This window comes from Nostoc sp. 2RC, assembly GCF_014222165.1.
GTDB classification, from domain to species: domain Bacteria; phylum Cyanobacteriota; class Cyanobacteriia; order Cyanobacteriales; family Nostocaceae; genus Nostoc; species Nostoc linckia.
In genome coordinates this window covers 1-14,798 of sequence record NZ_JACKZU010000200.1, presented here as the reverse complement: position 1 = coordinate 14,798, position 14,798 = coordinate 1, and the positions used below count along the sequence as shown (strand labels likewise).

The 14,798-nt window shown below is 39.9% G+C and carries 12 protein-coding genes and 1 pseudogene; 6 read left to right on the top strand and 7 right to left on the bottom strand.

The window, feature by feature from the left end:
* Window positions 1-198: 198 nt before the first annotated feature.
* Both GNE10_RS21045 and GNE10_RS21040 read left to right on the top strand, forming a co-directional pair.
* Window positions 199-1,836: an AAA family ATPase gene (locus GNE10_RS21045; protein WP_185566826.1), complete on the top strand. Its 1,638-nt coding sequence runs from the start codon at window positions 199-201 to the stop codon at window positions 1,834-1,836.
* Between the two features lie 75 nt (window positions 1,837-1,911).
* On the top strand, window positions 1,912-2,286 hold the full coding sequence (locus GNE10_RS21040; protein WP_185566825.1) for a DUF1257 domain-containing protein: 375 nt from the start codon (window positions 1,912-1,914) through the stop codon (window positions 2,284-2,286).
* 145 nt (window positions 2,287-2,431) lie between these two features.
* On the opposite strand, the gene GNE10_RS21035 is transcribed toward GNE10_RS21040, so the two are convergent.
* The 7 genes from GNE10_RS21035 to GNE10_RS21005 form a co-directional block, all read right to left on the bottom strand.
* Window positions 2,432-3,721, bottom strand: a complete 1,290-nt coding sequence (locus GNE10_RS21035; RefSeq protein WP_185566824.1) for a WD40 repeat domain-containing protein — start codon at window positions 3,719-3,721, stop codon at window positions 2,432-2,434.
* Between the two features lie 147 nt (window positions 3,722-3,868).
* The gene (locus tag GNE10_RS21030) at window positions 3,869-4,666 is read right to left on the bottom strand and encodes a GUN4 domain-containing protein (protein WP_185566823.1); all 798 of its coding nucleotides are present in this window, start codon (window positions 4,664-4,666) and stop codon (window positions 3,869-3,871) included.
* Window positions 4,667-4,674: 8 nt separating this feature from the next.
* Window positions 4,675-5,277, bottom strand: coding sequence for a hypothetical protein (locus GNE10_RS21025; RefSeq protein WP_185566822.1), 603 nt, complete (start codon window positions 5,275-5,277; stop codon window positions 4,675-4,677).
* A gap of 74 nt (window positions 5,278-5,351) precedes the next feature.
* Window positions 5,352-7,502 carry a WD40 repeat domain-containing protein gene (locus GNE10_RS21020; RefSeq protein ID WP_185566821.1) on the bottom strand — a complete coding sequence of 717 codons (2,151 nt, stop codon included), beginning with the start codon at window positions 7,500-7,502 and terminating at the stop codon, window positions 5,352-5,354.
* A gap of 67 nt (window positions 7,503-7,569) precedes the next feature.
* On the bottom strand, window positions 7,570-9,129 hold the full coding sequence (locus tag GNE10_RS21015; protein WP_185566820.1) for an Hsp70 family protein: 1,560 nt from the start codon (window positions 9,127-9,129) through the stop codon (window positions 7,570-7,572).
* 111 nt (window positions 9,130-9,240) lie between these two features.
* Window positions 9,241-9,900 carry an XRE family transcriptional regulator gene (locus GNE10_RS21010; protein WP_185566819.1) on the bottom strand — a complete coding sequence of 220 codons (660 nt, stop codon included), beginning with the start codon at window positions 9,898-9,900 and terminating at the stop codon, window positions 9,241-9,243.
* An 11-nt stretch (window positions 9,901-9,911) separates the two neighbouring features.
* Window positions 9,912-10,124, bottom strand: a complete 213-nt coding sequence (locus GNE10_RS21005; protein WP_185566818.1) for a DUF2997 domain-containing protein — start codon at window positions 10,122-10,124, stop codon at window positions 9,912-9,914.
* A 296-nt stretch (window positions 10,125-10,420) separates the two neighbouring features.
* Here GNE10_RS21005 and GNE10_RS21000 point away from each other — a divergent pair, with 296 nt between their 5' ends.
* From GNE10_RS21000 to GNE10_RS20985, 4 genes and pseudogenes are all read left to right on the top strand, one after another.
* Entirely contained in the window at window positions 10,421-11,674 is a 1,254-nt protein-coding gene (locus GNE10_RS21000) for an STM4015 family protein (protein WP_185566817.1), read from the top strand.
* Window positions 11,675-11,760: 86 nt separating this feature from the next.
* Window positions 11,761-13,059 (top strand): hypothetical protein, encoded by a 1,299-nt coding sequence (locus tag GNE10_RS20995; RefSeq protein WP_185566816.1) that lies wholly within the window; start codon window positions 11,761-11,763, stop codon window positions 13,057-13,059.
* Between the two features lie 15 nt (window positions 13,060-13,074).
* Window positions 13,075-14,232, top strand: a complete 1,158-nt coding sequence (locus tag GNE10_RS20990) for an STM4014 family protein (protein ID WP_185566815.1) — start codon at window positions 13,075-13,077, stop codon at window positions 14,230-14,232.
* A 35-nt stretch (window positions 14,233-14,267) separates the two neighbouring features.
* Window positions 14,268-14,798 (top strand): annotated as a pseudogene (locus tag GNE10_RS20985) (hypothetical protein); the annotation flags it as partial.

Below are 14,798 nucleotides of genomic sequence, written 5' to 3'. Positions count from 1 at the left end.
CGTGCTAGTTGCAGTACTTGTAATAGTACACAAATACTATGATTTAGCGATCGCCTGTGCCAGTTGCGTAAGTCCTGTTGGTATAGGAAATGTTGTTTGAAATTCATGGAACACCCTTGTAGCGAAGGCTTTTAATCTCAAGTAGCCCCAAATCTCAAATCCCAAATTGGTATTGGATTAAACTTATTTTTAAGAAAAATGAGCAATTTTCATCAACATGGAAAAGAAGATTCAACTCATCACAGAGAGAATCAACAATATGCCTCCTTAGTAGAACAACTGGATTTGATGATTCGGGCACGGTATCCCTTACTGTATCTGATTTGTGTGGAAGAAGAACCTGTGGAGGAAGTGCTGTTGCAAGTTGCATCGCTTTCTGTGCCAAAACGACAAATTTTATTTTGGGATATTGTGCGGGGTTGGAGTGACAATGGTGCAGATAAAGGTTCTGTGATGGCTGCATTAGCGCGCATTACTAAAGCTGACTCGCAAACAGCAGCAATGTTTGTGCTGCGAGATTTGCATCCATTTGTGAAAAACCCCACCACAGAGAAGAATGCGCCCATTATCAGGGAGTTAAGAAACTTGACGCGGGAGTTAAAGCGATCGCGTAAAACTATCATCACCACCAGTCACACTTTAGAACTTCCCGATGAACTACTGCAAGAGGTAACAGTGGTTGATTTTCCCTTACCCAGCGTTGGCGAAATCGATTATTTAATTCAACAGTTAGTGGTACCAGAAAAATTAAATGTTTCCGGTTTGGCGCGGGAACAATTAGTCAAAGCCTGTCAAGGTTTAAGCCGCACTCGCATTTCTAGAGTTTTGGCAAAAGCCTTAGCAGCCAAACAGCAGGTAAATGAGTCTGACATCGATGGCGTATTAGAAGAAAAAAAGCAAGCAGTCCGCCAAACTGGAATTTTAGAGTTTTTCACACCGCAAGAATCACTCAAACGAGTAGGAGGATTAGATCAACTCAAACAATGGGTACTGATGCGCCAAGATGCTTTTACCGAAGAAGCCAGACGCTACGGTATTCCTAATCCTAAGGGGATGTTGCTGGTGGGGATACAGGGAACAGGTAAATCTCTTTCAGCTAAAACCATCGCCCATGAATGGCGTTTACCCTTACTCAGGTTAGATTCCGGGCGTTTATTTGGCGGAATTGTTGGTGAAAGCGAAAGCCGTGTGCGCCAAATGATTCAATTAACCGAAGCAATGGCCCCTTGCGTTTTGTGGATTGATGAAATTGACAAAGCCTTTGGTAATATTACCAGTGGCATTGATGGGGATTCGGGGACATCGCGCCGGGTTTTTGGCAGTTTAATTACTTGGATGCAGGAGAAAACCAGCCCTGTATTTATTGTTGCCACTGCAAATAACGTGCAAATATTACCAGCCGAGTTGTTACGTAAAGGTCGATTTGATGAGATTTTCTTTTTGAATTTACCCACACAAACCGAACGTCAAGAGATTTTTAAAGTGCATTTGCAAAGGTTACGTCCCAACCGCCTGCGAGAATTTAATTTAGCTGTGTTAGCCAAACAAACTGCAAACTTCAGCGGTGCAGAAATTGAACAAGTAATTATTGATGCCATGCACCAAGCATTTTCCACAAGAATAGAAGGACAGCGACGAGACTTCAATACAGAAGATATTTTACAGGCTGTAGCGCAGACAGTACCACTAGCTGCGATCGCCCGCAATCAAATTGAAGCCTTAAAGCAATGGGCAGCCGAAGCAGGCGCAAGGCCAGCTTCCAATGATATTCAGTTAGTGGAGGAATTAAAGCACTATTCAACTCAACAAGGAATCGGGCCTTTAGAAGTTGATTAGAATAGAAAAACTATGTGTTTTCTGCTTCTTGTTTTTTAATCCAAAATCCAAAATCTAAAATCCAAAATTGGTATTATGTCTCATTTCACAACTATTAAAGTTCAAATCAAACGCGGTGAAATTCTTCATGAAGTGTTGCAAGAATTGGGTTATCAAGTGGAGTCTAACACCAATGTACGCGGATATCGAGGCGATACAACTCAAGCCGAGTATGTAATTCGTCAAAAAAACGGTTATGACTTGGGTTTTCGCCGCAATGGTGAAAATTACGAAATAGTTGCAGACTTTTGGGGAGCAAAAATTAATCAACAACAGTTTGTTAATTCCATTAGCCAAAAATATGCTCATAAAACCTTGATGGCAACAGTTCAAGAACAAGGTTTTAATGTTGAGGACGAAGAAGTATTAGCAGATGGAACCGTCCGAGTAGTTGTAGGACGTTGGGTGTAAAAACTTTGTAGGATGGGCATCTTGCCCGTACTAATATTCTCGCGGTTGATTGGGATTATCTGGTATCATTTTCTTCCTCGACGCTAATACCAGTGTGCCCATTTTAGGAAATGCGATCGCATTTATTTGGAATCGCATTTATATTTTATGGAACTCGCCATACTTGAATTAATTTCCTAGTGTAACTGACAATAGTCTGTCCATCTGGGCTAATAGCAACACTTGTTGCATAAGGAAGTTCAGCAAGCAATTCTTGTGTCTGTAAATTCCAGATATTAATATCACCGCCACACTTCACAAAGATTTTTCCATCTATACTGAATGTTAAAAAGCTCAATTCACCACTATTAGGAAATAATTTATGAATTTCCTTACCATTCCTCAAGTCCCATATTCTCAGGAGTCTTGGCAAATAATCATCACCAGTAATTAAAGTTTTTCCATTAGGACTAATTGCCAGCGATGCAATAGTAGAATTAAAGTCACTAGAATCATATCCTTTCAATGTGTCAATTTCACTTCCAGTTCTTAAATCCCAAATTTTAATAGTTTCATCTCGACTAGCACTTGCTAGGATATTTACATCTGCATTAATAGCGACAGAAGTTATAGTTTTTAAATGCCCCTTGAAAGTGTAAATATTTTTTTTTGTTGCTAAATCCCAGACTAGAATATTACCAGCTTCATTACCAATAGCTAAAATTTTGCCATCAGAACTCAAAGCAAGAGAAGTAATAATATTGCGCTTTCCGTCCTGCCACAATGGTTGTCCGCTAATAACATGACTTAATTGTTCAGTATTGAGATTCCAAATTTCAGTTCTAATGGTATTGTCATGCTGAGAACCACCGATCGCTAAAGTTTGAGCATCAGCACTAAAATTTAAATATTTTGGGTAATCTTTCATTCTCGTACCAAACTTTTTATAGATGGTGCGAATATTTTTTCCAGTATTCAAATCCCACTTTTTAAAGTCTATATAAGTTCCACCAACCATACTGCCATCGCTTTGAGGTTCTTCATAAGAACTACCGCCAGCATCGCAACACACTAGGGTTTTGCCATCAGGATGAATAGCGATCGCTGCATTATTCCTATTAAGTTCAATTGTATAAACACACTCAAAAAAACGATAGGGATTAAACTCTAATATTGCCTGCCTTACTTTTAATTCTGGAATATCTCGCAATAATTTATATGCTGCTAACTGTACCCGTCGTGATGGATCTTTTAAAGCTTGAATTACTAAATCCCAGCCTTCGTGTCTATGGTGAATGAGTTGCGAAAGTGCTAAAAGCCGGTAATCTGAATCACTACTAGCGAAACGCTGTTTTGCACCTTCAAATCCGCCTAAAACTACGCCATCAACTGGCGGAGGATTTTGCCCGCCAAGTACGGCATCATATTCTCTGGGTTGATTGGTATTATCTGGCATCAATTTTTACCTATGGCTAATACCAGTGTTCCCAAACTTAAGCTATTTTGCGGCGTTGCTGAATTGCAATATGAAATTCAAAAATTAACTCTTCTCAACTCTTACTCTCCGTGACTCTGCGGCTCTGCGTGAGTTAAATTCATATTCTCAATCAGCAACGCCTATTTTGCAGTTGGCTAATTTCTCTGCAAGGGCAGACAGGGTTCTGCAACCCGTCCAAAAGTCGCCTAACCCCCAACCAATAAATGCACCGCCACGGGGTAAGTTTCCCACCGGCGCACTCAAATCGAATTTCAAATCATTCCAATAACACCAACCACCTTGAGAAAACCATCCCACACCTTTACCAAAGCGACACCACGCTTCCCAGTCGGGATTTGATGTACCGCCAACGATTTGCCAGATATGAGTTTGGACAACAAAGCCAAAGTGTCCGTTGCTATATTTTTGCCAGAGAGTTTCAATGGTGCTTAAGTCTGCACAAGGGAATTTTTCGATGTCTGATGGATCTAAAAATCCTTGTGGTTGGCGATCGCACACGCCGAGCATTATACTAGCAGTCTCTAGGTCTGCATCTTTCCAGTTTCCGCAAGCGAGTAAATTTTGCAAACGACTGTAGTTTAAATCAACCGCAGAGATTAATGGTATTTCACTGTTTGGATGGGACTGCACTTTTGCTAATGCTTGTTGTCCCAGCAGTGACGATACTGTAGATTGCAACTTTTCCGAGTCAGTATTTACAATCTCAAACACCAACTTAGTACCAGCTTCGCCATACTTTAGGGCTTCTGCAACGGCGAGAATTTGTTGTTCTGGAGATGTGGCGCTGCTTAAACGTCGTTTAACACCTTCAATACCTCCTAAAACTACACCATCTTTTGGAGGTGGTAGTTGTCCGCCAAGCACAGCATCATATTCTCTTGGTTGATTGAGATTTTCTGACATTGCTGTTTTTATTTAGAAAATGCTTGCAATTTATCAATACAGCCTTGGTTGACTGCTTCTTTTAAAATATTTTTTGCTCCGCGTCGTTTAAAATAAAGTGCTGCATAATTACGTTGTATCTGCGTACCGTTGAACAGGTAATGTCGAATTCGGTCTTGACCTTGAGAAGTATCAACTAAGCCCAGTGTAAAGTCAACTAACTTGTAGGTGGCGCTAGTGCGGTCATTTTCTAGATTCTCCATTAGTGTATCGATATCGGACACTCCGCCAGCACGCGCCATCGCTACGAAAGCATCATATCTGTCAATTTTATGACTATAGTCTTGAAGTATTTCTTGTACTATAGGTTCTTGTCGAGAAGCTAGTAGTGAATAAGCTGCTTGGCGTACTTTCCATAATTTATCGTCTAACGCCCAGATTACCAATTCCAAACCTGCTTCGCCATACTTGAGTGCTTCTTCTAGTGCAGCGATTCTTTGTTCAATTACCGGATTTACCAAGCGTCTTTTAACACCTTCTAGTCCTCCTAATACTACAGCACCAGGAGGCGCTTTTTCTTGACCGCCAAGGACAGCATCATAAACTCTTGGGCGATTGGTATTTTCTTTCATCAGGTTTTTAATGTTGAGCCTACTACTTAGTATTCCCAATCACTGAGGTGAGGCGATCGCACTTTTTTCTACCCTTATGGCATTCTCCAGATTTTAATAGTCCCATCTACACTACCACTAATAAGAGTTTGCCCATCAGTGCTAATAGCGACAGAACTAACCGCAGCTGTATGTCCGTTGAAAATGGCTTTTCCCCGTCCTGTCTGTAAGTCCCATACTTTGATTGTGCTATCCCCGCAACTGCTAATCAAATTCTGCCCATCTGGAGTGATAGCAACACAAAAAATACTGCCGGAACGCGCATTTATGGTAAATTTTTCTTCTCCTGTACGCAAAACCCAAACTTTAATAGTGCTGTTGTTATCGCCACTAACCAAAGTTTCTCCATCCGGGCTAATTGCAATCGACAGAATAGCCTGAGAATGTGCTTTTAGGGTACGAATTAGTTCTCCTGTTTTTAAATTCCATATATCAATGCGATTGCTACCATTAGCATCAACAAGAATTTGTTTATTTGGTGTAATAGCGAGACGATTAAAATCCCCATAATGAGGTGGTTTCAGAATACGCAGTTGCTGTGGTTTTCGTAAGTCGCACACTACAATCATCCGTTGATAAGTAATGCTACAAGCAAGCAAGTGACTATCAGGACTAATAATAAAACTCTTAATTCCTCCTGACATAAACGAAAGCTTGATTCTGGCTGAAGACTCACCTTCGTTTGCATGAGTAGCAAAAGTGAGAATATCTTCGTGTGTACCTGTTTGTAAATTCCACAACTTTATTGTTTCTCGACAACTGGTAAAAACGCTTTGCCCATCATGACTAAAAACAACGGACTGAATATAATCTGAATGCCCAACTAGATTTTTTATAACAGAACCTGTTCTTAAATCCCAAAGTTTTGTGACTTCACCGTCTTTTTTCACCAAGCCACCACTACCACCACTAACAAATGTTTGTCCATTAGGACTAATAGCTACAGAGTTCACTTTAGAACTATGCCCCTCGTAACTATGAACTTGCTTTCCTGTTTGGATATTCCATATTTTGATAGTGCGATCGCTGCTACCACTAACTAATATTTGCCCATCATAACTAATAGCAATATCTTTAACCCATCCTATATGTCCTTCAAAGGTATGGATTTCTTGTTTAGTCTGTAAATCCCATACTTTAATAGTATTGTCGGCACTACCACTAATGAGAGTTTTTCCATCGGGGCTGAAGGTAAGAGATTTAACGGTGTTTGAATGTCCTGTCAAAATGGTAATTTCTTGTTTTGTTGACCAATTCCACAGCTTTATTGTTTGAGAACAAGCACTAGCTAAAGTATGCCCATCGGGGCTAAAAGCTAAAGATTTAGCCCCACCTAAACGTCTAGCAGGGAGGGTATAAAGTTCCTGTCCTGTCTGGAAACACCATAGCTTGAGAGTTGCATCAAAACTTTTACTAACAATAGTTTGTCCATCAGGGTGAAAAGTAACAGCACAAACATCATCTGAATGACCATTTAAGGTACGAAGTAAATTTCCTGTCTGCAAATTCCACACCTTAACAGTATTGTCTGCACCACCACTAATCAAAGTCCGGCCATCTGGGCTAATAGCGATCGCAAAAACTCCACCAGAGTGTGCTGTAATTGCTAAGAGTTCTTGTCTTGTCAGGATATCCCAAAGCTTAATCGTCTCATCATAACTACCGCTTGCGAGAATCCGCCCATTAGGGTGAATAGCAATAGAATTTACCCCTCTGGAATGTCCTTGCAAAGTATAAATTTCCTTTCTTTGTGATAAACTCCATAGTCGAATTGTGGTGTCAACACTGCAACTAAAAATGGTTTGGGCATCAGGGGTGATGACTACGGTATGAACATCATGTGTATGTCCGCTGATTGTTTGCAGACATTCAAAAAGTAGCCAAGGATTATATTCGCACAGTGCTTGTTTTACTCTTGCTTTTGTCCGATGCGGAAAAAGTAAATTTTCAGCGGTTTGCTGTACTTGTGGTGATACATCTGTTAAGGTTTGAATTAGTAATTCTAAACCTGCTTCCCCATACTTGAGAGCATCTTCTAGCACTGTAATTTTTTGTTGTAAAGATAGACTAGCTAAACGCTGTTTAACAGCATCTATCCCACCTAAAACAACGCCAGCAACAGGTGGTGTAACTTGGCCACCTAACACAGCATCATATTCTCTAGGTTGATTCTGATTTTCTGGCATTGCAATTTACCAAATTACGATTATTTTTTAAACGAACCGTCGAGGCGCAGAGGGCGCAGAGAGGAGATTATTTGAGTTTGGCGATCGCCCCTCTCTCCACTAACATTTTTCCTGTCAATAAATCTTTTACAGTTACTACTAATACCCGTTGTTCGTTGACTTCAAATTGTGCTTGTATTCTGTCTACTCCTGTTTGTCCTGGCGGTTCGAGATGGGCGACACATACTTGTTGATGATGAGTTTCTAATGAACGATAGCTATCTTGTTTTATTAACTGGCTACTCGTCATTCTGCCTTGAACATCGTAAGAAACTTCTGCTTGGGAAACTTCTGCAACTTCGCCAATATCAAGGCGAATTTCTCGCTGTCCTTCGGTGGCTACTTGTAAAGTTAAAGCTTCAGAACGCCCCCCTGGATACTTTGCTCCTTTTTCAATCAAAGTAAAATAAGAATAAGTTTTGCTGTGGGGTTCCCAAAGCCGAATCGCGTAACTGTGGCGCAGGTAATCATCAACTGCTGTCATTTCGCTTAATGCTAATGCGCCATGTGCCACAGCTTCAAAGGGTTTATCTAATTTAACTTTTTGTCTGCCGAAATAGGAAATTACTAGTTGTTGAATTGCCGGAATTTGGCAAGTACCGCCGACTAATAAAACCTGTTCGATGGCAGATTTAGCGATACCTTTGGAAAGGGCGATCGCTAATACTTCATCTATCGCTTGCCTTAACTGTTCTAATAATTGTTGATTTTCTAAAATTTCGCCTAAATCGTCCCGATGTAACTGCAATTCATGAGACATAAAATTTTCATCATCAAACCAAGCTTCTTTAGCCTCATCTGTTGTCGAAAGTTGAATTTTTACCTTTTCTGCTACTTCCAATAAATTCATAAAACCGATTTCTCCTACTTCAGCGCGGGAGGAACCTATTTTTTGCAGATAATGTTCGACAATCCAAGTATCGATATCTACACCGCCAATAAAAGCATCAGATTTAGCAAGAACTTCAGCGCGTACTGCTTGCTGTTCGGAAGCGACGCTGACAGTCCGTACTAAACTTAAATCCAACGTTCCGCCACCAAAATCGATTACCAAAACCACAGTACCAGGACGCTTAATGGCATAACCAAGGGCGGCGGCTGTTGATTCATCGACAATTTGCACTGCGGGAATATTTAGCTTATCGGCTAAATTGCGAAACCAATCAAGATATCGTTCAAATGCACCAACAGGAACCGTAAAGATTACGTGACTTGGCTGCAATTGCTGTTCAATTTGTTGCCAAATTTCTAACAGAAACAGTTCTGAAATAATCTCAGCACTATAACTATTACCATCCAAAAGTCGCGGAGGCGGCACAAAATCTGCTGCTAAATCCCGTTTGAAAGCCCGAAAACAGCGTTCCGGCTGGGCAAACCCCAAGCGTTTGGCACGTACAGATTCACCAAACAAAATGCTATTTTGCCCTTCCACAAACACCAAACTCGGCACAACGCTAACTTGTTCGCCCCCAACCTCAAACCGCCGCGACATCGAATCAAATCGCAACGTCCGCGGTTTTTGCGTAATCAAATCAGTCGTACAAACAACAGTATTGCTAGTACCAAAATCAATTATTACTGTAGTCATTAGTTATTGGTTATTAGTCATTGGACAAGAAGGCAATAGGCAATAGGCAATAGGCAATAGGCAATAGGCAATAGTCATTCTCTTCCTTGTCTCCCTTGTCTCCCAGTCCCCTCACTTACCGCCTCCTGGCAAACTCCGACTAACCTTAGCAGGGCAAAGAATTCTTCCTTGATGCTGATAGCCAACAAATCGAATGTAAACTAATTCACCTTCGGTAATATCAGCGTTGTCTGGTTGATGGAGTTGGGAATTATAAGGGACTTGTTGCCAAGGTTTGCCTATCTGTTCGTAACCCCATTTACTAAGAAGATTATCTAGAGGAGTAAACATCGAAAGCAGATTTTTCACGGGCAATTCTGGTTTAACACTCACCATTTGGTGAATGCTGGGATAGTTTGTCAGTAATGTCTGCAATTGCTCAAATGTGGAAGTGCGAAATTCTTCTGTTAGTTGTAGACGTTGCTGTTGCAATTCTTCATGAAGTCGCAACCCTTCTTGATGCAATGCGGCTTTTTCAGAAATAAGTTGCTGTATTTTTTGCTCTAATTCTAAGTATTTTTGTTGAGATGTTTGGAGTTCATCTTCTAGTAATTTAATTTGCGATCGCGCTAATCCTAACTTATCAATTCGCTTGTTTGGTTGAGAAGCGATCGCCGCGTTAATTGCTGGAATAATCAATAGTAACGCCAAAAATCCGATTGCGATCGCTAAAATACTTTCCAGAGAAAACATTCCGCTTCCCTGGATATCTGAGATGATGTCTGCAAGCATCTATATCTCTCCTATTGTTGTTTGAGAGACTGTTGTTCTGTTCCTGTCACGTTTTCTTCTCCCTCGTAATATTCAGGAAGCAGTTCTTGAGTTTCTACGTCTCCCAAAGCATCTTCAATTCCAGATGTTGTGCTGGTACAACTTGCGCCAGAAGCACCAATCACCGTTTCCGTAATTTTGCCATCTTTACCGATGCAGTACTCAATTTTTTGATACTCAGCCATAAGTAAAATATCTATATTCTCAAGGTTTTCAAGCGATACGCAGTTATTCCGTTGTATCACTTTTGCCAGTTAACTGCAATTACCATCTGGCACTAGCACAAACAAATAAATGTGTAAGGGCTTTACTAATTTACTAAAACAAATGTACTATTTTTGATGAGATTACACAAGCCCCAAAGAAACCGAGTCAAGATTATGAGTGTGTTATTTGTTACAAATTGTAGGCGATCGCAACTTGAGCGAGTTTGTAATCAAGTTTTTGGGAACCCTAATTAAGACTTGAAAGGTAAAGCAACATGACTGACAATCAAAATCAACCCAGAGATTATGATGCTGTACTTGGTGGACAATCGCCGCCTCCTATAGATGGAGTTGTTCTTGGAGGAATTGAGGGAATTAAGCGTTGTTTATCAAATCCTGTAGCTAATGTGCGAATTGCTGCACTTAGCGAAGCCTTGAAATATGGTGATGCAGGGTTGGATGTAGTGAGACAAGCGTTGCAAGATAAATCGAAATTAGTGCGGCGTTTTGCTTATCGACTATTAAAACAAAGAGTGGAACCGCAAGTTAAACAAGCTTTGCAAACATATAAACCTTGGAACTTGGAAGAAAGATTTGAGAAGTATCAAGAGTCTAACTTTACTCAATTTGCTAATCGGCAAGTTGTAGATTTTGAGAAAAATATAGGTATTGTTGAACCTGTTAATAAAGCTTACGCGCTCAGATATGAGTATGATAATGAAGAGGATTTACCGAGTCAAATTAGTAGGCTTTTGCAAGAACCTAATGCTGACAAATTAGAAGCTTTAGTTTTTGGTTTGTGGGCAGAAACTTATGAACGTGATTCAAGTGAGATTGTTCAAACTTTAGTTGATGCCAAAAAATATTTAACTAATCTCAAAGCTGTTTTTATTGGTGATATTGCTTATGATGAATGCGAAATTTCTTGGATTCAACAAAGTGATATAAGTCCTGTTTTACGAGCTTATCCCAAACTGGAAATTTTGCAAGTTCGTGGTGGCGACGGTTTACATTTTAGTCCACCAGTGCGACACGATCGCCTCAAAGCTTTAATTGTAGAAACTGGGGGATTAAGTCGGGATACCGTCGCACAAATTTGTAATATGAATCTGCCTGCATTGGAACATTTAGAATTATGGTTTGGCAGTGAAGATTACGGTGGAGACTGTTGGGTTGAAAATATACATCCGATTATTTTTGAAGATAAGTTTCCCAACTTAACTTATTTAGGGTTACGCAATAGTCAATTTACCGATGAAATAGTCAATGCTATTGTGACCTCTCCAATTATTAATTCTATCAGCGTACTTGACCTTTCGATGGGAACGTTGAGTGATGCGGGTGCTGAAGAGTTGCTGAATTGTGAGGCTATCAATTATCTTGACATTCTCAATGTTTCAGAAAGCTTTTTGTCTGAAGAAATGATTGAGAAATTATCTGGTTTGGATGTGCGTGTTTTGGCAAGTAATCAGAAACATGAAGATGATAATAGCTATATTCACAGTCGCTATTGTTCTGTAGCCGAGTAATTGCAGATTCTCAGTTTAGCGATCGCTATTACTCAGTCTCGGAATAAACTAAAGCCAAAATCACCATTTGTCAATCTATCAAAATAATGAACAATAATCCAAATCAACCTAGAGAATTTGATGTAGTGCTTGGTGGAGATGCACCACCTCCTGTTAGTGGTGTGGTTTTAGGAGGGATTGAGGGGGTAAAAAGTCGGTTGCAAAGTTCAGTTTTGGAGGTGCAAGTTGCTGCACTTTCTGAAGCTTTGAATTACGGGGATGAGGGTTTATATTTAGTCATTGAAGCGTTACATAATTCTGCAAATGAGGTAAAGCATTTTGCAGCACGGTTATTGAAACAAGGGGGAGGAGAGAAAGGGAAACAGGCGTTGTTAGATTATGATCCCTACCTTGCTTTCACCAAAATGACCGACTGGTTAGTTAAAGAATTTAATCGAGATGTAAATATTTCAAACCCTGAAATTACAGCTTACGCTCTAAATTTACAAATAGACTTGCAGGCTTTATATGCTAAAGTTAGAGCAATATTAAAATCTGAAACTGCTATATCTTTTATTGAGAGAGAGCGACGTTTCAGAGCAGAAGAACATCGTCTTGATAGAGAAGAAACGACCAAAAAATTTCAAATATTTATTAATAGCCCCCAGAGTAATCAAATCGAAGCTTTACATTGTTACTATCCTAGTCACTGTTTTATAGACATTTTTGTTAAAGCAAAAAAACGACTCAGGGATCTTACAGCATTATTTTGGGGCGATCCTCAAGATAACCCCTATAAAGACATCTCCAGGCATAAATTAACCAGGAATATGAGCCTCATTTTAGAAGCTTATCCAAACTTGGAAGTCCTTCACATACGTGGTAGAGCAGATGGAGATTACTACGCTCCTTTAGGTTCGTGCTTGTCATTTACTTCAGTTGAACATCGTTATCTTAAAACCTTAATTATTGAAACTAAATATTTACCAGAATCAACAGCTAGTGAAATTGTTAATTTGAATTTACCAAATCTAGAATATCTGGAACTATGGACAGGGAACGGGGTATTTGATGCAGTTAAGTTAATCCCAAAAATTTCTGAACATTTTCCGAAACTGAAATATTTAGGTATACGCAGTTGTGAATATGCTGATGAAGTCGCTAAAGCATTAGTAAGCTCTACTTTAATAGAACGCCTGAAAATTCTTGACCTTTCAATGGGAGAAATGACAAATCAAGGAGTGGAATATCTTTTAAATTGTCCTGCGGTGAACCAACTTCACACCCTTAATCTTTCTACGAACTACATTTCAAATACCGAAGTCTTAGACGAACTTTTATGTCGGGTAATTGTACAACCTCAAGATGGTAAATATGGTGGCCGTTATTCTGCCCTTCATGAATAAAAAATATATCAGAAAATGCTAAAATTCATCCTCATCGCCAACCCCGAAAACCGCCGTGTCGGTTTCCTCCAAGAAGCACTAACTCATTTCAACTTACCACCAGCCACGGTAGTAGCTTACGCAGACTTAATTTCCGGTAAACAAACTCTCGAACAATTCAACGCACCCAACACCATTATCCGCTTCGATTCTCCTGAAAAGAACTTTGATATCGATAAAGCCATCATCGCCGCAGGTTTCAATGTATCAGATAACGAACAACATCAACGCATCAGTCCTGGCGAAGCTATGGAATTAGAATTCGACAAAGGACGCATCCTTTACCCGCGACAGTGGTATTTAGGCTGGCGATATCTCCTGCAAAAATGGGAAACACTCTTTACTCCCCTCCTCGCTTGCGGGGAGGGGTTGGGGGTGGGGTACTTCATGAACCATCCGCAAGATATTGCTGTGATGTTTGACAAACCAGCCTGTCACGAAAGATTCAGCCATCACAATATCCCCGTTCTTCGTTCTCTAGGTAAAATTCACAATTACGAACATTTGCGCGAACAAATGCAAACGCAGGGAATAGAACGAGTATTCGTCAAACTTTCTCACGGTTCCGCTGCTTCTGGAGTTGTGGCTTATCGCGCAAATTCCCGTTTTGAATCAGCCATTACCACCGTCGAACGAGTGCGGGAAAATGGTGAAACTCTGCTTTACAACTCCCGAAAAATTAGCCACTACACCCGCCGCGAAGAAATCGCCGATATCATCAATATCTTGACAGCAGAAGGCGTACAAGTTGAAGAATGGCTACCCAAAGCGCATTTACAAGGATGCGGTTTTGATGTGCGTGTGGTGGTTATCAATGAGAAAGCACAGCATATCGTTGTTCGCCTTGGTAAAAGTCCGATGACAAATTTGCATTTAGGGAATGAACGAGGAGATACAGAGGAATTTTTAGCAAAAGTTGGTGCAGAAAATTGGGAGATGATGAAGCAAACTTGCGAACAAGCAGCAGCGTTATTTCCTAATAGTTTATATTGTGGAGTTGATTTACTGATTTTACCAGATTGGAAAAATCATGCAATTTTAGAAATTAATGCTTTTGGTGATTTACTACCAGGGATTTTATGGAATGGAATGGATACTTATACCAGTGAAGTTAAGGCGATTTTGGCAAGATAAATGTAGGGTGCGACTATAAATTAGGATGAACCAAAATGAACAACAATTCAAATCAACCGGGAGAATTTGACGCAGTACTTGGTGGAGAAGCGCCACCTCCTGTTAGTGCTGTGGTATTAGGAGGAATTGAGGGGGTAAAAAATCGGTTGCAAAGTTCAGTTGTGGAGGTGCAAGTTGCTGCACTTTCGGAAGCTTTTAATTACGGAGATGTGGGTTTGGATTTAGTAATTGACGCTTTGAAAAATTCTTCACAACAGGTAAAGCGTATCGTGGCAATGTTCTTAAGAGAAAGGGGAGGAGAAAAGGGAAAGCAAGCATTATTGGCTGTTAACCCTTGGTTATTTTTTACAAAAATAGATAATTACAATTTTGAAGATTTTAAACCTGATATTGGGATTACATCTTGGTTTAATACTGCTTACGCAGTGGATTTTAAAAGTTTAAATTTGCTATTAAAAGATTTAAAAATAAATAAAATTGAAGCTTTAATTTGCGAAATATGGGGTTATTACAATAACTACGACACATATTTTTTTAATTTTATAAATACGATTTCTGATAATTAT

Coding starts and splice junctions, on each gene's coding strand:
- GNE10_RS21020 (WP_185566821.1), bottom strand. CDS start 7,502: ATGCCAGAAAATCAGAATCAACCTAGAGAATATGATGCTGTGTTAGGT.
- GNE10_RS21030 (WP_185566823.1), bottom strand. CDS start 4,666: ATGTCAGAAAATCTCAATCAACCAAGAGAATATGATGCTGTGCTTGGC.
- GNE10_RS20990 (WP_185566815.1), top strand. CDS start 13,075: ATGCTAAAATTCATCCTCATCGCCAACCCCGAAAACCGCCGTGTCGGT.
- GNE10_RS21025 (WP_185566822.1), bottom strand. CDS start 5,277: ATGAAAGAAAATACCAATCGCCCAAGAGTTTATGATGCTGTCCTTGGC.
- GNE10_RS21015 (WP_185566820.1), bottom strand. CDS start 9,129: ATGACTACAGTAATAATTGATTTTGGTACTAGCAATACTGTTGTTTGT.
- GNE10_RS21045 (WP_185566826.1), top strand. CDS start 199: ATGAGCAATTTTCATCAACATGGAAAAGAAGATTCAACTCATCACAGA.
- GNE10_RS21035 (WP_185566824.1), bottom strand. CDS start 3,721: ATGCCAGATAATACCAATCAACCCAGAGAATATGATGCCGTACTTGGC.
- GNE10_RS21010 (WP_185566819.1), bottom strand. CDS start 9,900: ATGCTTGCAGACATCATCTCAGATATCCAGGGAAGCGGAATGTTTTCT.
- GNE10_RS21000 (WP_185566817.1), top strand. CDS start 10,421: ATGACTGACAATCAAAATCAACCCAGAGATTATGATGCTGTACTTGGT.
- GNE10_RS20995 (WP_185566816.1), top strand. CDS start 11,761: ATGAACAATAATCCAAATCAACCTAGAGAATTTGATGTAGTGCTTGGT.
- GNE10_RS21040 (WP_185566825.1), top strand. CDS start 1,912: ATGTCTCATTTCACAACTATTAAAGTTCAAATCAAACGCGGTGAAATT.
- GNE10_RS21005 (WP_185566818.1), bottom strand. CDS start 10,124: ATGGCTGAGTATCAAAAAATTGAGTACTGCATCGGTAAAGATGGCAAA.